Here is a 19,649-nt window from a genome sequence, read left to right as displayed (position 1 = left end):
TGAGCGAAGTACGGCGTCGCCGGGAGTGCCGGACGCGATGCATTGGTTAGTGTCGGTGACAACGCCGGAACGACCACCGGGGCCGACAGATTCCGGGACAGGCCGGAGAAGCCGCCGACGTGACAGACGGCACCGGACAACGAGAAGCAAGTAACGAGCATCAACTCAAGGCGTGCGGGTCGAGCAGACCCGCACGACGCCGGGCGGGTTGCCCCCGACCCGGCACCACACCGACAGGTAAAGGTAGGAATCGTGAGCAAGCCGACTGATGACATCCCTTCGATGAGCCGCACTCCTTCGATGAGCTCGGGAGTCGCCGGGCTCAATCTCACCGATTCGGTGTTCGAGCGACTGCTGCGCGAGCGCATCATCTTCCTCGGTACACAGGTCGACGACGACATCGCCAACCGGCTGTGCGCGCAGATCCTGCTGCTCGCCGCCGAGGACCCGACCAAGGACATCCACCTCTACATCAATTCACCCGGTGGGTCGGTGACCGCAGGCATGGCGATCTTCGACACCATGCAGCTCGCCGAGTGCGATGTGGCCACCTATGCGATGGGGATGGCTGCGTCGATGGGCCAGTTCCTGCTGGCCGCGGGTGCCCCGGGCAAGCGCCATGCGCTCCCGCACTCGCGGATCATGATGCACCAGCCGTCGGCGGGTATCGGTGGTACCGCGGCCGACATCGCCATCCAGGCCGAGCAGTTCGCGGCGACGAAGAAGGAGATGAACCGGCTCAACGCCGAGTTCAGTGGTCAGCCGCTGGAGAAGATCGAGGCCGACGCCGACCGCGACAAGTGGTTCACCGCCGAGCAGGCCAAGGAATACGGACTGGTTGACCATGTGATCACGCGTGCGGTGCCGGTGAACTGACGCGCCGGACCCTCCACAGACCATTCGTCGCATCCCAACCTCACGGAGCAGAAATGACCCATAATCTGACCACCGACGCCCTGCCCGCCGACGTGGCGGCCGGAATCCCGGCTTCGGCGCTGGCGCTGAAGGCGATCGAGGCGCGCTACATCCTTCCGCAGTTCATTGAGCACACGCCCAACGGCCAGCGCCAGTACGACCCGTACGCCAAGCTCTTCGAGGAGCGGATCGTCTTCGTCGGTACCCCGATCGACCAGACCGTTGCCAATGACGTGATGGCTCAGCTGCTGGTGCTCGAGTCGCAGGATCCCGACCGCGACATCACGATGTACATCAACTCACCCGGTGGCAGTGTGCCCGACATGCTGGCCATCTACGACACGATGCAGTACGTGCACTGCGACATCGTGACGGTGTGCCTCGGTGAGGCGGCATCGGCGGCGGCGATCCTGCTCGCCGGCGGCACCCCCGGTAAGCGCGCGGCGCTGCCGAACGCGACGATCCTGATCCACCAGCCGCGTACCGGTGGCGCCTATCAGGGGCAGGTCTCCGACCTCGAGATCCAGGCCGCCGAGATCGAGCGCATCCGCAACCGTCTCGACGAGATCCTGGCCTCGCACACCGGGCAGCCGGCCGAGAAGATCCGCAAGGACACCGATCGCGACAACATCCTCACCGCCGACGCCGCGAAGGAGTACGGGATCGTGGACGAGGTGTTCGAGTATCGCAAGAAGTCAATGAAGAAGTAGCCGCAGCTCATCACCGGCACGGATGTGGTGCGGCCGAGCCGTCGGGGTTCCCGGCGGCCGACCGGACGACATTCTCGCGACATTTGGCCCAAGCGGTCGAAGTAACGGGCGTGCGCGGGTACCGTCGGGAGGGCGAACACTCGTGGCGAGCCCGTTCGAGCAAGGTACTCGTCGCACGTCATGACCGTCCGCGCCAGCGCCTGCCCCATCGTCGCCGATCCGGTGGCGGCGACGACCCCCGGCAGCCAGGCAACATCGAGGAAGTAGGTACAGCACACGATGGCACGAATCGGAGACGGTGGCGATCTGCTGAAGTGCTCCTTCTGCGGAAAGAGTCAGAAGCAGGTCAAAAAGCTCATCGCCGGTCCCGGCGTGTACATCTGCGACGAGTGCATCGACCTGTGCAACGAGATCATCGAGGAAGAACTCGCCGAGAACGGTGATGTGAAGCTCGACGAGCTGCCCAAGCCCGCCGAGATCAAGGAATTCCTCGAGAACTATGTGATCGGTCAGGACACGGCCAAGCGCACGCTCGCGGTGGCCGTCTACAACCATTACAAGCGCATCCAGGCCGGGGAGAAAAAAGAGGCTCGTGGCGGTGAGACCGTCGAGCTGATGAAGTCCAACATCCTCATGCTCGGCCCGACCGGTTGCGGCAAGACCTACCTCGCGCAGACGCTCGCCAAGATGCTCAACGTCCCGTTCGCGATCGCCGATGCCACGGCGCTCACCGAAGCCGGTTACGTCGGCGAAGACGTCGAGAACATCCTCCTCAAGCTCATCCAGGCCGCCGACTACGACGTCAAGCGCGCCGAGACCGGCATCATCTACATCGACGAGGTCGACAAGATCGCCCGCAAGAGCGAGAATCCGTCGATCACGCGCGATGTGTCCGGTGAGGGCGTGCAGCAGGCGCTGCTGAAGATCCTCGAGGGGACGCAGGCGTCGGTGCCGCCGCAAGGCGGTCGCAAGCATCCGCATCAGGAGTTCATCCAGATCGACACCACCAACGTGCTGTTCATCGTGGCGGGCGCCTTCGCCGGCCTGGAGAAAGTGATCTCCGAGCGAATCGGCAAGCGCGGCATCGGGTTCGGCAATGAGGTGGCCTCCAAGAACGACGTGGACGTCACCGATCACTTCGCCGAGGTGATGCCCGAGGATCTCATCAAGTTCGGGCTGATCCCGGAGTTCATCGGTCGTCTGCCGATCATCGCGTCGGTGACCAATCTGGACAAGGAATCGCTCGTGTCGATCCTGTCCGAGCCGAAGAACGCGCTGGTCAAGCAGTACACGAAGCTCTTCGAGATGGACAACGTCGAACTCGAGTTCAGCGCCGACGCGCTCGAGGCGATCGCCGATCAGGCCATCCATCGTGGTACCGGCGCGCGTGGTCTTCGCGCCATCATGGAAGAAGTGCTGCTCCCGGTGATGTACGACATCCCGAGCCGTACCGACGTCGAGAAGGTCGTCGTCACCGCCGAGACGGTGAACGACAACGTGCTCCCGACGATCGTTCCGCGCGCCGAGAGCGACGACGAACGGCGCGACAAGAGCGCCTGACACGCACACCGATCCCTCTCACACCAACGCTCCCGTCCGGGATGTCCCGGGCGGGAGCGTTGGCGTGCGGGGTATGTGGCTAGATCCCACTGGGCCAGATTCCACTGGGTTCAATTCCGTTGGGCTCAATTCCCTTTGGGCGACACCGGTATCGCGATCTCGACACCAGGCGAGGTGGTCATCGCCCAGACTGGACCCATGACAGCGCAGACGAACGATCGACATCTGGCCGGACTGGTCCTGGCCGGCGGACGCTCCCGGCGAATGGGCCACAACAAGGCGGCGATGGATTGGGAGGGACAGCCGATGCTGGCAAGCATCGTCGAGGTCCTCAACGGCTGCTGCGACCGTGGGGTGTTCGTCGCCGCACCGACGGGCTCCCCGGCGTATCAGGAATTGCATGGCACCGGTGGTCCGCCGGCCCAGTGGGTCACCGGCGAGCAGGAGGGGGCAGGCCCGCTCGGCGGCCTCGCCGCCGGGTTGGCGACCGCGGGTGAGCACGGCGCCGAGATGGCGTTCGTGTGCGCCACCGACATGCCGATGATCGCACCGGGACTGGTCGCCGAATTGTCGGCGGCCATGACCGAATCGACCGAGGCCGTCGTTGCCCACGATGCCGACCGCGACCACCCCATGGCGGCCATCTACCGCGTCGGTGCCGCGGACACCGTGGCCGCGCTGGTCGAGTCCGGTGAGCGACGGATGACCGCAGCGCTCGATGCGCTGGTGACCCGCCGGATCACGGTGAGTGACCCGTCATGGCTGATCAACGTCAACGCACCCGAGGACCTGCACCGCCTGCGCGCACTCGCGCCGTAGCGACGGGTGAGCTCGACCCGCAACGGCGAGCACCCAGCACGGCGGGGCAGGGGGCGCAGGGGCGTCTGCGGCGTTCCCTAAGATTGGGGGGTGACCACACCCGATACCTCCCGCGAGCTGCCGAAGTCCTGGGACCCCGCCGAACACGAGGCAGCGCTGTACCGGCGATGGGTGGACGCAGGCTATTTCACCGCGGACGCGGCCGGTGAGAAGCCGCCGTTCTCGATCGTCATCCCGCCGCCCAACGTCAACGGCTCCCTGCACATGGGGCACGCCTACGAGCACGTCCTGATGGATGCGCTCTCGCGGCGCCGTCGGATGCAGGGCTACGAGGTGCTCTGGCTGCCCGGAATGGACCATGCGGCGATCGCCATGCAGACCATGGTCGAGCGCAAACTCGCCGGTGAGGGGCTGACCCGCGACGACCTCGGACGTGGGGCGTTCATCGAACGCGTGTGGGCCGAGAAGGCCGCGATCGGCGGCAACATCGGCGAGCAGATGCGCCGCCTCGGCGACAGCGTCGACTGGAGCCGGGAACGGTTCACCATGGACGACGGCCTGTCCCGCGCGGTGCAGACGATGTTCAAGAAGATGTACGACGACGGGCTCATCTACCAGGCCGAACGCCTGGTGAACTGGTCGCCGGTCCTCAAGACCGCGGTCAGCGACATCGAGGTCAGCTACGCCGACGTCGAGGGTGAACTGGTGAGCTTCCGCTACGGCTCGCTCGACGACGCCGAGCCCCACATCGTGGTGGCCACGACGCGCCTGGAAACGATGCTCGGTGACACCGCGATCGCGGTGCACCCCGACGACGAACGCTATGCACACCTGATCGGGACTGAACTGGCCCACCCGTTCGTCGAGCGCACCATCCCGGTCATCGCCGACGACTACGTGGACCCGGAGTTCGGCAGTGGCGCGGTCAAGATCACCCCCGCCCACGACCCCAACGACTTCGCGATCGGCCAGCGCCACGATCTCCCGATGCCGACCATCCTCGATGAGGAAGCCCGGATCTTCGGCACCGGAACGCAATTCGACGGCATGGACCGCTTCGAGGCACGGGTCAAGGTGCGTGAGGCCCTTGCCGAGCAGGGACGCATCGTCAAGGAGATCCGGCCCTACCTGCACAGCGTCGGACATTCCGAGCGGACCGGTGAACCGATCGAGCCGCGGCTGTCGATGCAGTGGTGGGTCAAGGTCGACCCACTGGCCAAGGCCGCCGGTGACGCCGTCCGCGACGGGTCGACGGTGATCCATCCGGCCTCGATGGAGCAGCGCTGGTTCGGCTGGGTCGACAACATGCACGACTGGTGCATCTCGCGTCAGCTGTGGTGGGGTCACCGCATCCCGATCTGGTATGGCCCCGATGGCGAGGTGGTGTGCGTCGGACCCGACGACGCGCCGCCCGCCGGGTACACTCAGGAGACCGACGTCCTCGACACCTGGTTCTCCTCGGGTCTGTGGCCGTTCTCGACCCTGGGCTGGCCCGAGCAGACCGCCGACCTCGAGAAGTTCTATCCCACTTCGGTTCTCGTGACCGGTTACGACATCCTGTTCTTCTGGGTGGCGCGGATGATGATGTTCGGCACCTATGTGGGCGCCGACCTGGGACCGGAGCGCCGGGTGCCGTTCCACAATCTGTTCCTGCACGGACTCGTGCGCGACGAGCACGGCCGTAAGATGAGCAAGTCCAAGGGCAACGGCATCGATCCGCTGGACTGGGTCGAGCGGTTCGGCGCCGACGCCCTGCGTTTCACGCTGGCGCGTGGGGCGAATCCGGGCAGTGACATCTCCGTCGGTGAGGACCACGCCCAGTCCTCGCGCAACTTCGCGACCAAGCTGTTCAACGCCACCAAGTTCGCGCTGATGAACGGGGCCGAGGTCGGCGAACTGCCGGCTCCGGCGGATCTGACGATCGCCGACCGGTGGATTCTGTCGCGACTCGACGAGGTGCTCGCCACGGTCGACGCAGGCTTCGAGTCGTACGAATTCTCCAAGGCCTGTGAGGCTCTCTATCACTTCGCCTGGGACGAGTTCTGCGACTGGTATCTGGAACTGGCCAAGGTGCAGTTCGCCGAGAACGACGAGAAGCGTTCGCAGACAACGCGTCTGGTCCTCGGCGCGGTGCTCGACCCGTTGTTGCGGGCCCTGTCGCCGGTGATGCCCTTCGTTACCGAGGTGTTGTGGACGTCGCTGACCGGTGGTGAGTCGCTGGTGATCTCGTCGTGGCCGACGGTCTCGGAGCGAGCGACCGATACCGAGGCGGCGACCGCCGTGGAGGACCTGCAGAAGCTGGTCACCGAGGTTCGACGCTTCCGCAGCGATCAGGGGCTCAAACCGGGACAGAAGGTTCCGGTGCGGTTCACCCACCTCGATGACGCCGGACTGGCCGGACTCACCGGGTACATGGCCGCGCTGGCCCGGCTGGAGGAGCCGGGAACCGAGTTCACCGCGACCGCCGACCTCGAGGTGCGACTGAGTGCGGCGACGGTCGGGGTCGAGATCGACACGTCCGGGACTGTCGACGTGGAGGCCGAGCGCAAGCGGGCCACGAAGGATCTCGCCGCCGCCGAGAAGGAATTGGCCCAGACCACCGAGAAACTGGGCAATGAGCAGTTCCTTGCCAAGGCGCCGGAGGCCGTCGTGGAGAAGATCCGCGCGCGCCAACAGATCGCCGGTGAAGAGGTGCAACGGCTCACCGCCAAGCTGGCATCGCTGGGCGGATCGTGACTCGCGACCGCGGGTCCGATCCCGACGATTCACACCACGATGATGCAGTGGACGGCTCCGACGACGAACCGATTTTCACCGCCGCCGATTTCGCGGGGTGGGAGGACGCGGGTGACATCGAGCCCGACGACCCCGGACTCGACGACTTCGGGCCCGAGGACGTCGCTCCCGACCGGATGGATCTCGCCTCCCTGCTGACCGACGACGAGGAAACCGCCGTCGACGCCCGCGATCGTGCGCCGCTGACCGCGGGCGACAGTGCGGCCGATCTCGCCGAACTCGCCGAGGTGGAGGCCGACCTCGACACCCGCTGGCCGGAGACGAAGATCGAGCCGTCGCTGACGCGTATCGCGGCGTTGATGGATCTGCTCGGTTCGCCACAGCATGCCTACCCGGCGATCCACGTCGCCGGCACCAACGGCAAGACCTCGGTGACCCGGATGATCGACGCGCTGCTCGTCGCGTTGCACCGGCGCACCGGACGCATCACCAGCCCGCACCTGCAACGGGTGACCGAGCGGATAGCCGTTGACGGACAACCCATCTCGGCGCGCGCCTACATCGACACCTACCGCGATCTCGAGCCGTACATCACCATGGTCGACGACTCGTCGACAGCCGCAGAGGGCCCGCGGATGAGCAAGTTCGAGGTGCTCACCGCGATCGCCTACGCCTACTTCGCCGAGGCACCCATCGACGTGGCCGTCGTCGAGACCGGCATGGGCGGCCGCTGGGATGCGACCAACGTCGTCGACGGTGCCGTCGCCGTGATCACGCCGATCGCGATGGATCACGCCGACTACCTCGGCGACTCGCTCGCGGCGATCGCGGGGGAGAAGGCCGGGATCATCAAGCGCGCCAAGGACGATCTCGTCGTGACCGATCCGGTGACCGTCATCGCCCCCCAGCAGCCGGAGGTGATGGAGGTGCTGCTGCGCGAGAGTGTGGACAAGGGCACGATCGTGGCCCGGCAGAATTCCGAATTCGCGGTCCTCGACGCGGTTACCGCCGTTGGCGGGCAGATGTTGCGGATCCAGGGGCTCGGTGGTGTCTACGAGGAACTTTTCCTGCCGCTGCACGGCGAGCATCAGGCCGCCAACGCCGCGCTCGCACTCGCCGCGGTCGAGGCGTTCTTCGGTGCCGGGCCCGACCGCCAGCTCGACATCGACGCCGTCCGTGCGGGTTTCGCCTCCGTCAGCAGCCCGGGACGGCTCGAGCGGGTGCGCAGCGCGCCGAGTGTGTTCGTCGACGCCGCGCACAATCCGCACGGCGCCGAGGCACTCGCGCACGCGTTGACCGACGAATTCGATTTCCGGCGGCTCGTCGGCGTCATCGGCGTGCTCGGGGACAAGGACGCCGAAGGTGTGCTCGCCGCACTCGAACCCGTCCTCGATCACGTCGTCGTCACCAACAACGGATCACCGCGTGCGCTCGATGCCGAGGACCTGGCCGAGATCGCCCGGGAGGTCTTCGGCGAGGACCGTGTCACCGTCGAACCCTTCCTGCCCGACGCGGTGGCCGCGGCCATCGCGCTGGCCGAGGAGTCCGACGGGGAGCCGGTGTCCGGGGCGGGTGTGATCATCACCGGTTCGGTGGTCACCGCAGGCGCCGGGCGAACCCTCTTCGGCAAGGAGCCCGCATGAGCGACCATCCCGGCTTCACCGCGCCGGCCACCGACCCGTGGCGCGGCCTGCGCGGCGTCATGGCCGGCACGCTGGTCCTCGAGGTCATCGTCATGGTCCTCACCTTCCCGATCGTCGCGAAGATCGGACCGGGGCTGACCTGGATCTCGGGAATCTATCTCGGCGTGGTCACGCTGCTGATGATCCTCGCCTGCGGGATGCAGGGTCGGCGGCGGGCTCTCGAGATCGACATCGGCCTGCAGATCCTGGTGATCATCGGTGGGGTATTCCACTGGTCGATCGCCATCGTCGGGCTACTGTTCCTGTTCGTGTGGCTCTACATCCGCTATGTCCGCGCCGATGTCGCCCGACGTATGCGTGAGGGGCGGTTGGCCGGTCAGGAGCCGATCGACTCGTGACGGTCGTCGCGCCGCGTCGGCCGTTCTGCGAGGTATGTCCGTAATTGCCTGTGGCGCAACATGTTCTGTGGGCCGCCGTTGGGTACTGTTGGCGCGTCGAGGTGACGAGAGGATGAGCCGACGGTGAGCGATCTGACCTATCCCCAGGCCGTTGTGATGGGTCTGTTGCAAGGTGTGACCGAGTTGTTCCCGGTGTCGAGCCTGGGACATTCGATCCTGGTGCCCGCCTGGCTGGGGGGAGACTGGGAGAAGCTGGTCACCGAATCCGACAGTGCCGGGCACACCCCGTTCCTGGCGTTCGTCGTGGCACTGCACGTCGCGACAGCCGTGGCGCTCGTTCTGTTCTATTGGCGCGACTGGGTTCGAATCGTGGGTGGGTTCATCTCGTCGCTGCGGCACCGTTCCATCGAGGGCGACGACGCGCGCCTGGCGTGGCTGATCATCGTCGGCACGATCCCGGTGGGGATCGTCGGCCTGGTTGCCGAGAAGCCGCTGCGGGTAGTGTTCGCCACCCCGCTTGCCGCGTCGATCTTCTTGTTCCTCAACGGTCTCGTGCTGCTGACGGCCGAACTGCTGCGGCGACGCACGGCCGCGGGCCGGCACGCCGCGCAACCCTCGGGCAATGATCGGGCGATGTCGTCGCTGACAATGTGGGAGGCCGTCGGTATCGGCGCATGCCAGATCCTGGCGCTGCTCCCGGGTATCTCGCGATCCGGGGTGACGATCTCCGGTGGTCTCCTGCGTCGCCTGGTGCACGAGGACGCGGCGAAATTCGCGTTCCTGCTGGCCACCCCCGTCATCTTGGCCGCCGGGCTACTGAAGATCCCTGAGCTGTTCGGGCCCGAGGGACACGGCATCGGTGGGCAGGTCCTCGTTGGTTCGCTCTGCGCGTTCGTCGCGGCGCTCGCGGCCGTGGCCTTTCTCGCCCGCTGGTTCCACACCCGCACGCTGTACCCGTTCGTGGTCTACTGCGTGCTGGCCGGGGCGATCAGCATCGTTCACTTCGCCTGACCGCGCGCTCGGGCGGCGTGTCGTCCGTTCGGCCGACGATCGGTGCCCAATCGTGACCTCGATGGGATGTTCTCGCACTCACTCCTCTTGCAGAATTACGCGAAGTCGCGCCGGGGCCCGCGATTTCTCTCGGAGTATCTTCGAGACCCGTATCGGGCTGCGACCCTGCAGTGGTCATCCGACCCGCACTCCGGCCGACATGACTACGGTGGTGACGCGCCTTTCGCCGCCACCGCCACGCAACCGCCACACCGCAGACAACCCCGAAGGAGCCGCGTGATCATCGACCGCGCCTGTCACCGCACCACCAACGAGACCCGGGCACGGTCGGTCGCGAGACAAGGCGCCCTCGCACTCCTGGCGGCGGCCGCCGCCGGTACCGCAGTCATGGCCACGGTGGCTCCGTCCTCGGCGGCGCCCGCACCGGCGCAGCCCGCCCCCGACTCGCAGGTACTCCTCGTCGACGTTCCCGATGCCGGTCCGCCGATGCCGGTGCCCTCCGGCTCCTTCGGATACATCGCCACCCACGACCTCACCAAGCGGATGGCGTCGATGAAGACCGCCGAGGCGGTCGCGGCTCTTCCGGTTCCGGAGCAGTACCGTCCGGCGAACATGGCGCTGGCCAGGAATCTCGATCTGGCCGTCAAGGGTGCGCTGGTCGACCCGAAGGGATGCGTACAGGTGATCGTGGATCCGCGATCGACCTCGGGTGGGTTGTTCGATTACGGCTTCTACGCCGTGTCGGGTCAGTACTGCCCATAGAGGCACTACCCGTAGGGACGCGACCCGCGCGCGGATAAGGTGTGCTCGTGACTGAACGGACACTGGTACTGATCAAGCCCGACGGTGTTGCCCGCGCCCTGGTGGGTGACATCCTCGCCCGCATCGAACGCAAGGGCCTGACGCTCGTGGCGCTCGAACTCAAGACGGTCGACGACGAACTCGCCCGTCGGCACTACGCCGAACACGAGGGCAAGCCGTTCTTCCCGGCGCTGCTGGAGTTCATCACCTCGGCGCCGCTCGTCGCCGCGGTCGTCGAGGGGCCGCGTGCGGTCGCAGCCTGGCGGCAGATCGCCGGCGGCACCGACCCCGTCGAAAAGGCGGTACCGGGGACCATCCGCGGGGATTTCGCGCTGAGCACCCAGAACAATCTCGTCCACGGCTCGGATTCGCCCGACTCGGCCGAGCGCGAGATCGCGATCTGGTTCCCCGACCTCGACGCCTGACCCTCGCAACCTCCCGGGCCGACGCGCGTGCACGCACATGAGTGCCGGCGTCGCCCCGCGGTGTGGGATACTTGTGGGGTTATCACGGACACACTTTGTCCGTGGCAACGCCGATGACGTTCGGAAACGGGTCGGACCAGCACGAAAGTCCCGGTCGAGATGACCGGGACATGTGCCCGCCCACCCGCCCTCCCCATCGCGGTGGGTCGCCGACGGCGATCCGCCGGCAGGCCACAGCCTTCGTGATGGCGTGGAGGGTGGATCGCCGTAACCCATCGACCCAGCAAGAGCGCCCCGCAGCTCCGATCGAGCCGAGGGGGCGCGCAGACCACACAACACCGGCCGACGGCCGGGACACACAGCAGAGGCCCTCGCGTGGCCGCGTCGGATGGACGCGCCCGGGGGTTCGAGGAGACACGAGTGACCGACAACGGGTCACCGGCTGACGCGAACGCTGCGTCGGATCCGGTGGAAGAATTTCCCAGCAAGCTTCGTGTGCACGCACTCGCCCGAGTGCTCGGCCTGACCAGTCGTCAGGTGCTTGCGCACCTCGCCGAGTTGGGCTGGCACACCCGTAGCCCGCAATCGAGCGTCGAGCGGGAGATGGCACAGGCGGTTGCGCAGCGTGTGCGGGAGAGCGAGCCGCCCGCCGACGACGCGGTCGCGGACGCGCCGCAGGGACAGACGCCGACGGCCGACACCGCCGAGGTCGAGACACCAGCGGTCGAGACACCAGCGGTTGAGACACCAGCGGTCGAGACCTCCCACGTGGAGCCGACTGTCGCCGCGGCGGAGGAGCCGACAGAGCAGGTGGCGGCGCCCGAGACCGCCGTACCAGAGACCGCCGTGCCCGAGTCTCTTGTCGCAGACACCCCCGCCGAAGAGACACCAGCAGACAACGCGGCGACGTCGGAAGTGCCCGACACCGCTGCGCTCGACACTGCTGCGCCCAAGCTCACCACTGCGCCCGAATCGGCCGATGACGCCCCGGCGCCGCCGCGGTCGGACGTGCCGATGCTGTTCTCCTCGGCCGACGTCGACAGTCATTCGCCCGTCAAGGCGACCGGTGAGGTCGCGGCGGGGCCCTTGTTCCTGCAGCCGGACACATCGACCCCCGCGCCGTCCCGATCGGCGCGCACCTCGAGCCCCGAATCGACGAAGGCGGGATCGACGAAGACCGAGTCGGCGAAGACCGAATCGACGACCCGCGACGACACCGCCACGGACATCGACGATCAGTCCGACGACGACGGTTCCGAGGACGATCAGTCGGGTGAGGGCGGGCGCAACCGCAGGCGTCGGCGTGGCCGGCGTGGTCGTGGTCGCGGTCGTGGCGATCAAGGCGACCGTGCGGACTCGTCGGACGACTCCGGCTCGCACGACGATGATTCCGATTCCACCGATGTCTCGTCGCGCGACGAGGACTCCTCGGGGTCGTCGGACGACTCCGGATCGAACGGCAAGTCGTCCACCGACAAGCAGCAATCGGGATCGGGCAAGAAATCCGGAAAGAAGTCCGGCAAGAAGGACGGCGACGGGAAAGCCGACGGGTCCGATGGCGACGGGTCCGGAGCCGACCGAGCAGGACCCGACAAGGCCGGAGCCGACAAGAAGCGCAGGGGTGAGGACTCCGCCGCCGGTGACGACACGGCGGAGTCCGCGGAGGACGCCGATACCGATGACGAGTCCGATGATGGCAACGACTCCTCGGTACCGACCTCCAAGCGGCGTCGGCGTCGGCGTCGGCGCAAGGGCGGCGGCGAGGCCGAGGATGTGGCGGCCGACGACCCCCCGAACACCGTGGTGCACGAGCGCGAACCGCGCAGCAAGCGGGTACGCGACGAGGTGCAGGGCATCTCCGGCTCGACCCGGCTCGAGGCCAAACGTCAGCGACGCCGCGACGGCCGTGACGCCGGTCGTCGTCGGCCGCCGATCCTGAGCGAGTCGGAGTTCCTCGCGCGCCGCGAAGCCGTCGAGCGGGTCATGGTCGTGCGCGAGCGCAGCGCCAACAGCTCACTGCACACCACCGACTACGCCGATCCCGCGGCCATCGAGGACTACACGCAGGTCGCGGTGCTCGAGGACGGCGTGCTCGTCGAACACTTCGTCACCACCGAGACGTCGTCGTCGATGGTCGGCAACATTTACCTCGGGCGCGTGCAGAACGTGCTGCCCGGCATGGAGGCCGCATTCGTCGACATCGGACGTGGTCGCAACGGTGTCCTGTACGCCGGTGAGGTCAACTGGGATGCTGCGGGCCTCGATGGCGGGTCACGCAAGATCGAGCAGGCGTTGTCGCCGGGCGACAACGTGGTCGTGCAGGTCAGCAAGGACCCGGTGGGTCACAAGGGTGCGCGTCTGACGACGCAGATCTCGCTGGCCGGACGCTATCTGGTGTATGTGCCGGGCGGTTCGTCGACCGGCATCAGCCGCAAGCTGCCCGACGTCGAGCGCAAGCGCCTCAAGCAGATCCTCGCCAAACTCGTCCCCGACGATGCGGGAGTGATCATCCGCACGGCATCGGAGGGTGTCAGCGCCGACGATCTCGCCGCCGACATCGAACGTCTCGAGTCCAAGTGGAAGGCGATCGAATCCGCGGTCTCCGACGCGAAGTCCGACGGCAAGAAAAGCAACGGCTCGCAGAATCCGCGGGCCCTGTACGAGGAGCCCGACCTGCTGGTGCGGGTCGTCCGTGACCTGTTCAACGAGGACTTCCGCAAGCTCGTCATCGAGGGTGACAAGGCGTGGAACCTCGTGGAGGGCTACGTCAGCTCGGTGGCGCCCGACCTGCTCGAGCGGGTCGAGAAGTTCGAGCGTTCGCACGCCGATGCACCCGATTCCTTCGTGGTGCACCGCATCGACGAGCAACTCGCCAAGGCGCTCGACCGCAAGGTCTGGCTGCCCTCGGGCGGCACGCTGATCATCGAGCACACCGAGGCGATGACGGTCGTCGACGTCAACACCGGCAAGTTCACCGGTGCCGGCGGCAACCTCGAGGAGACGGTAACCCGTAACAACCTCGAGGCCGCCGAGGAGATCGTGCGGCAGATGCGGCTGCGCGACATCGGCGGCATGATCATCGTCGACTTCATCGACATGGTCCTCGAATCCAACCGAGATCTGGTACTGCGCCGACTCACCGAGGCGCTGGCCCGTGACCGCACCCGCCATCAGGTCTCCGAGGTGACCTCGCTCGGCCTGGTGCAGATGACCCGTAAACGGCTGGGAACCGGTCTGCTGGAAGCGTTTTCAACAACGTGCACCACGTGCAGCGGCCGTGGCGTGATCGTCCACTCCGCGCCGGTGGAGGTCCGGACCGACGACGCGGGCCGCGCCGACGCCGGGTCGAAGAAGTCTCGTCGCGGCAAGCGCAAGACCGAGCAGCCCGCCGAGCAACAGAAACCCGCCCACAATCCGGCCGAACACCCGATGTTCCGGGCGATGGCGGCGCACGCCCACGACGGCGACGAGGATCACGACGGTCACGTGGACCATGCGGATCATGACGGTCATGAGGCCGGGGGGCATGAGCACGACGGTCATGAGGCTGCGGTGAGCGCTCGACAGGCGCCGCAGAACACGCCGGAGAACACAGACGCTGCGGAACCGCAGGGAACCGGCACCACCGCAACCGACACCGAGACGCCGGAGACCGGCTCGTCGACCGACGCCACCGAACACGCGTCGTCCAATGGCGAGGTCACCTCGGCGAGCGGACCCGAGAGTGCGGCGCAACCCGCGCCGGCCCGTCGGGGCAGGCGACGCGCCGCACGTCGCGCCGCTTCGCCGACGACGACGTCGGAGGTGACGGCGATGGTCGTCGCCGACGCTCCTGCCAAGCCCCTGACCACGTCCGGCCCGACCACCGAAACGACCGAGACCGCTGTCGCGGTCCGGCAGCGGCCGCGGCGCCGGGCTGCCGGGCGTCCGGCCGGTCCGCCCGCCGACGAGTAGGCAGGGAAGCGGGATGGCGGACCCCGGTGAGGCGAGTTTGACCTGACCGGACCGGCTCCCGTAACCTTGATTGGTCGCCTCTGGCGGAGGGTTCGAGCTGTGCCGAGTCCCGAAGGGATCACTGTTCCCGGCGGGTCACACCGGCCGGGAACTCCCTCCACGGCAGGCCCTTCGGAGTGATCTGATGCAATCCCGGTGTAGCCGCTGGGTTTCGCACGGCCCACACCGGATGTACACACCCACACACCCGTGGACGCACCTGCGTGACACGGCCCGAGATGATGAACAAGAGGACAGCTTCGATGGCAACGTACGCGATCGTCAAGACCGGCGGTAAGCAGTACAAGGTCGCTCAGGGCGACATTGTGAAGGTCGAGAAGATCGACAGCGCGCCGGGCACCACCGTGAACCTGCCGGTGGCGCTGGTCGTCGACGGCTCCGAGCTCACCACCGACGCCGACAAGCTCGCGAAGATCTCGGTCACCGGTGAGATCGTCGAGCACGTCAAGGGCCCGAAGATCCGCATCCACAAGTTCAAGAACAAGACCGGCTACCACAAGCGCCAGGGTCACCGTCAGAAGCTGACGGTCCTCAAGGTCACCGGTATCAAGTAATTCTCGACTCAGCGCTACCCCAGGAGGACTGACACATGGCACACAAGAAGGGCGCGTCCAGCTCGCGCAACGGTCGCGATTCGAACGCCCAGCGGCTCGGCGTCAAGCGCTTCGGCGGCCAGCAGGTCAGCGCCGGCGAGATCCTGATCCGCCAGCGCGGCACCAAGTTCCACCCCGGCGTCAACGTCGGCCGTGGCGGCGACGACACCCTGTTCGCGCTTGCGGCGGGTGCGGTCGAGTTCGGTACCAAGCGTGGCCGCAAGACCGTGAACATCGTTCCGGAGACCGCTCAGGCCTGACCCGAGCGGTTCGCGAGAACCACCAGAGCTCTTCGACAGGGCGGGCAGGGGCATCATGCACCCGGCCCGCCCTTGTTGTTTGGCACAGTTGTTCTCACCACCTGGCTCTCACGGTTGGTTGTTGCGTAATCGTTTGGTTGTTGTTGTCACCGGGTGTCGACCCCTCGTCGCGCCCGAAAAGGAAGGAACGTCATGTCGCGGTTCGTCGACCGGGTGACCATCCACGTCGCCGCCGGTAACGGCGGCCACGGCTGCTCCTCGGTGCACCGGGAGAAGTTCAAGCCGCTCGGCGGCCCCGACGGTGGCGACGGCGGAAACGGCGGCTCGGTGCGCCTGGTCGTCGACCCCCAGGTCCACACCCTGCTGGATTTCCATTTCCGTCCGCATGCCAAGGCGGGCAACGGGAAACCGGGGATGGGGGACAACCGCGACGGTGCGAACGGCGAGGACCTCGTGCTCGCCGTTCCCGACGGCACCGTCGTCCTCGATGCGGCGGGCACCATCCTCGCCGACCTCGTCGGGGCGGGCACCACCTTCGACGCCGCGCAGGGCGGTCGTGGCGGACTCGGCAACGCCGCCCTGGCCTCCCGGGCGCGCAAGGCGCCCGGGTTCGCGCTGCTCGGCGAGGAGGGTCAACACCGAGACCTGGTGCTGGAGCTCAAGTCGGTCGCCGACGTCGGGCTGGTCGGGTTCCCGTCCGCGGGCAAATCGTCACTGGTGTCGGTACTCTCGGCCGCCAAACCGAAGATCGCCGATTACCCGTTCACCACGCTGCAGCCCAATCTGGGTGTGGTGCAGGCGGCCGGTGACGTGTTCACCATCGCCGACGTCCCCGGTCTGATCCCCGGCGCCTCCACCGGACGCGGTCTGGGTCTGGACTTCCTGCGTCATCTCGAGCGCTGTGCGGTTCTCGCGCATGTGGTCGACTGCGCCACCCTCGAACCCGGGCGTGACCCGGTGTCCGACATCGACGCCCTCGAAGCCGAACTCGCCGCATACCAGCCGGCCCTCGACACCGATCATGGGCTCGGTGACCTCGCCCAGCGCCCGCGGGTGGTCATCCTGAACAAGATCGACGTCCCCGATGCCGCAGATCTCGCCGATCTCGTGGAACCCGAACTGGCACAGCGCGGTTGGCCGGTGTACCGCATCTCCGCCGTCACCCACCAAGGTCTTCGTGAGTTGACCAACGCGCTCGCGCGCATGGTCGCGCACTATCGCGAAGCCCATCCCAAGCCCGCCGCCCGCCGAACGGTCATCCGCCCCAAGGCGATCGACGAGGCGCAGTTCGCGGTGACGCCGGACCCGGCGATCGACGGTGGATTCGTCGTCACCGGTGCTCGTCCGGAACGCTGGATCGCGCAGACACAGTTCGACAACGACGAGGCCGTCGGCTATCTCGCCGATCGCCTCAACCGCCTCGGCGTCGAGGACGAGCTGATGCGTCTCGGTGCGCGGCCCGGAGCGCCGGTCACCATCGGCGACATGACCTTCGACTGGGAGCCGACCACCCCGATGGGCGATGACGTCCCGATCACCGGGCGCGGCACCGACATTCGGCTTGATCGATCCGACCGGATGGGTGCGGCCGAACGCAAGCAGGCACGACGGGTGCGGCGCGGTCTGGTCGACGACACGGAGGCCGACGAGTAATGAGCGACGTGCGTGAACGGATTGCCCACGCGCGCAGCATCGTCGTCAAGATCGGGTCGTCGGCGCTGACCGACCTCGGTACCGGTCTCGACATGACTCGGCTCGACCGGCTCACCGACGCACTCGAAGCACGTATGCGGGCCGGGTCGGACGTGATCGTGGTGTCGTCGGGAGCGATCGGTGCGGGCATCGCCCCGCTGGGACTCAAGAAGCGTCCCACCGACCTCGCGACCAAACAGGCTGCGGCAAGTGTCGGACAGCTTGCGCTGGCACATGCGTGGGGTACGAGTTTCGCCCGATACGGGCGGACCGTCGGACAGGTGCTCCTGACCGCCGACGACATCTCCAACCGTGCCCATCATGCCAACGCGCAACGCACGCTGGACCGGCTGCGCTCCCTGGGGGCGGTCGGTGTCGTCAACGAGAACGACACGGTGGCCACCAACGAGATCCGGTTCGGCGACAACGATCGGCTCGCGGCGCTGGTGGCACACCTCGCCGGTGCCGATGCGCTGGTGCTGCTCTCGGATGTGGACGGTCTGTACGACGGGGATCCCCGCAAGCCGGGACCGGACGGCCGTGTCGCACAATTTCTTTCAGAGGTCAACGGGCCCGAGGATCTCGACGGTGTGATCGCCGGTTCCGGTGGGGCACTGGGTACCGGTGGGATGGCGTCCAAGCTGGCCGCGGCTCGTCTGGCCGCCGATGGCGGGGTGCCGGTGCTCCTTGCGGCCGCCGCCGAGGCCGCGCAGGCGTTGGGGTCGGCGTCGGTGGGCACGGTCTTCGCCGCACGCCCCGACCGGCTGTCGTCGCGGCGTTTCTGGGTGCGCCACGCCGCCGATGCGCGCGGACAGATCGCCATCGACGACGGCGCGGTCGCCGCGGTGGTGCAGCGCAGGCGCTCACTGCTGGCGGCCGGGGTGATCGGGGTGCGCGGCGGGTTCTCCGAGGGCGATGTCGTCGAACTGGTCGATGCGGCAGGTTCCGTGCACGCACGGGGGGTCTCGTCCTACGCGGCCGACGACGTCGCCCGGATGGTGGGTCGCTCGACCTCGGAACTACCGGAACAGTTGCAGCGCCCGGTGATCCACGCCGACGACCTCGTCCCCGTCTGAGGGCTCGGTAAGCCGCTCTGCCCGTCCCCGGTCTGCTCGTCCCCACCGTGCGAGGGCAGGTAGGACGACACCGCAGAGGTGGTCGATCTTCAGATCGGCGAGGTCGTCCGCGCGGGTGGCACCGCGATTGACCACCACCAGCGTCTTGGAGGTGCGGTGGGCGTACCGCGCGAACCGGAGTCCGCTCATCACGGTCAGCGACGATCCGGCGACGAGTAGCGCATCGCTCTCGTCGATCATCGCGAACGATTGTGCGACAAGATCTTTGGAAGCGTTCTCGCCGAAGTAGACGATGTCGGGTTTGAGGATGCCGCCGCATCGCGGGCAGGGTGCGACAACGAAATCGGCGGTGTCCTCCAGTGCGGCGTCGGCGTCGGGGGCCACCTCGATCGCACCACGGCCGGACACCCGGGCCGCGAAGCCGGGATTGAGATCCTCGAGCATCTCCGCGAGCCGGTGACGCGACAGGATCGCCGCGCAATCCAGGCAGCGCACCCGCCCGTAACAGCCGTGCAACTCGATCACCCGTCGGGTTCGCGCCTTGGTGTGCAGCATGTCGACGTTCTGGGTGATCACACCGGTCAGGCGTCCCTGGCGTCCGAGCTCGGCGAGTGCATGATGGCCGGCATTGGGTGTCGCGGCGTCCATGTGACGCCAGCCGAGGTGATTCCGTGCCCAATAGTGGCGGCGGAATTTCGCGGAGGACAAGAACATCTGCACGGTCATCGGTGTGCGGGCCGGCGCACCGGGACTGCGGTAGTCGGGGATACCGGAGTCGGTGGAGATGCCCGCGCCGGTCAGGGCGGTGATCCGGGCCCCGTCGAGCAGTGCCGAGAGTCGATCGAGGGCGACGTCGAGGCGCTCCTCGAGCGGGGTCGGTTCGGCGGGGGTCCAGCCGATCTGCAGACGGGTACGCACCTCATCCAGGATAGGGCCACCACGCGAGTTGCCCGCGCACTCCGCATGCTCACACGGTGAGTGGCAGGGGAGTGCACG

General features: G+C 67.3%; 16 protein-coding genes. 15 read left to right on the top strand and 1 reads right to left on the bottom strand.

The features are described from left to right. Window positions 1-300 precede the first annotated feature (300 nt). From QNM97_RS13345 to proB, 15 genes are all read left to right on the top strand, one after another. On the top strand, window positions 301-876 hold the full coding sequence (locus QNM97_RS13345) for an ATP-dependent Clp protease proteolytic subunit (RefSeq protein ID WP_280118988.1): 576 nt from the start codon (window positions 301-303) through the stop codon (window positions 874-876). A gap of 53 nt (window positions 877-929) precedes the next feature. After that, on the top strand, window positions 930-1,625 hold the full coding sequence (locus tag QNM97_RS13340; RefSeq protein WP_006371264.1) for an ATP-dependent Clp protease proteolytic subunit: 696 nt from the start codon (window positions 930-932) through the stop codon (window positions 1,623-1,625). Window positions 1,626-1,904: 279 nt separating this feature from the next. Next, a complete protein-coding gene (gene clpX / locus QNM97_RS13335) occupies window positions 1,905-3,185 on the top strand; it encodes an ATP-dependent Clp protease ATP-binding subunit ClpX (protein WP_006371265.1) in 1,281 nt (426 codons plus the stop codon). Window positions 3,186-3,383: 198 nt separating this feature from the next. Continuing rightward, window positions 3,384-4,004, top strand: coding sequence for a molybdenum cofactor guanylyltransferase (mobA, locus tag QNM97_RS13330; protein WP_283818946.1), 621 nt, complete (start codon window positions 3,384-3,386; stop codon window positions 4,002-4,004). 90 nt (window positions 4,005-4,094) lie between these two features. Continuing rightward, on the top strand, window positions 4,095-6,740 hold the full coding sequence (locus QNM97_RS13325; protein WP_283818945.1) for a valine--tRNA ligase: 2,646 nt from the start codon (window positions 4,095-4,097) through the stop codon (window positions 6,738-6,740). 176 nt (window positions 6,741-6,916) lie between these two features. Continuing rightward, a complete protein-coding gene (folC, locus tag QNM97_RS13320; RefSeq protein ID WP_283823195.1) occupies window positions 6,917-8,383 on the top strand; it encodes a bifunctional tetrahydrofolate synthase/dihydrofolate synthase in 1,467 nt (488 codons plus the stop codon). Next, entirely contained in the window at window positions 8,380-8,781 is a 402-nt protein-coding gene (locus tag QNM97_RS13315) for a DUF4233 domain-containing protein (protein ID WP_208790858.1), read from the top strand. Before folC ends, QNM97_RS13315 begins: the two co-directional genes overlap by 4 nt. A 123-nt stretch (window positions 8,782-8,904) precedes the next feature. Beyond that, window positions 8,905-9,792 carry an undecaprenyl-diphosphate phosphatase gene (locus QNM97_RS13310; protein ID WP_208790859.1) on the top strand — a complete coding sequence of 296 codons (888 nt, stop codon included), beginning with the start codon at window positions 8,905-8,907 and terminating at the stop codon, window positions 9,790-9,792. Window positions 9,793-10,068: 276 nt separating this feature from the next. After that, window positions 10,069-10,554, top strand: coding sequence for a hypothetical protein (locus QNM97_RS13305; RefSeq protein WP_208790860.1), 486 nt, complete (start codon window positions 10,069-10,071; stop codon window positions 10,552-10,554). 47 nt (window positions 10,555-10,601) lie between these two features. Beyond that, a complete protein-coding gene (ndk, locus tag QNM97_RS13300; protein WP_208790861.1) occupies window positions 10,602-11,018 on the top strand; it encodes a nucleoside-diphosphate kinase in 417 nt (138 codons plus the stop codon). Window positions 11,019-11,438: 420 nt separating this feature from the next. Then, window positions 11,439-14,972 carry a translation initiation factor IF-2 N-terminal domain-containing protein gene (locus QNM97_RS13295; protein ID WP_283818944.1) on the top strand — a complete coding sequence of 1,178 codons (3,534 nt, stop codon included), beginning with the start codon at window positions 11,439-11,441 and terminating at the stop codon, window positions 14,970-14,972. A gap of 302 nt (window positions 14,973-15,274) precedes the next feature. Then, a complete protein-coding gene (rplU, locus tag QNM97_RS13290) occupies window positions 15,275-15,586 on the top strand; it encodes a 50S ribosomal protein L21 (RefSeq protein ID WP_208790863.1) in 312 nt (103 codons plus the stop codon). 35 nt (window positions 15,587-15,621) lie between these two features. Then, window positions 15,622-15,885: a 50S ribosomal protein L27 gene (gene rpmA / locus QNM97_RS13285; RefSeq protein ID WP_208790864.1), complete on the top strand. Its 264-nt coding sequence runs from the start codon at window positions 15,622-15,624 to the stop codon at window positions 15,883-15,885. Between the two features lie 192 nt (window positions 15,886-16,077). Next, on the top strand, window positions 16,078-17,538 hold the full coding sequence (obgE, locus tag QNM97_RS13280) for a GTPase ObgE (RefSeq protein WP_283818943.1): 1,461 nt from the start codon (window positions 16,078-16,080) through the stop codon (window positions 17,536-17,538). Continuing rightward, entirely contained in the window at window positions 17,538-18,653 is a 1,116-nt protein-coding gene (gene proB / locus QNM97_RS13275) for a glutamate 5-kinase (RefSeq protein ID WP_208790866.1), read from the top strand. Before obgE ends, proB begins: the two co-directional genes overlap by 1 nt. Here the strand turns inward: proB and QNM97_RS13270 are convergent. Then, window positions 18,597-19,571: a Sir2 family NAD-dependent protein deacetylase gene (locus tag QNM97_RS13270; protein WP_283818942.1), complete on the bottom strand. Its 975-nt coding sequence runs from the start codon at window positions 19,569-19,571 to the stop codon at window positions 18,597-18,599. The two genes, proB and QNM97_RS13270, sit on opposite strands and share 57 nt — an antisense overlap. Between the last annotated feature and the right edge of the window lie 78 nt (window positions 19,572-19,649).

It is taken from the genome of Gordonia sp. L191, from assembly GCF_030077625.1.
Lineage (GTDB): Bacteria > Actinomycetota > Actinomycetes > Mycobacteriales > Mycobacteriaceae > Gordonia > Gordonia polyisoprenivorans_A.
Note: the sequence above shows the minus strand (reverse complement) of the source record. Positions and strands in the feature narration are given on the sequence as shown.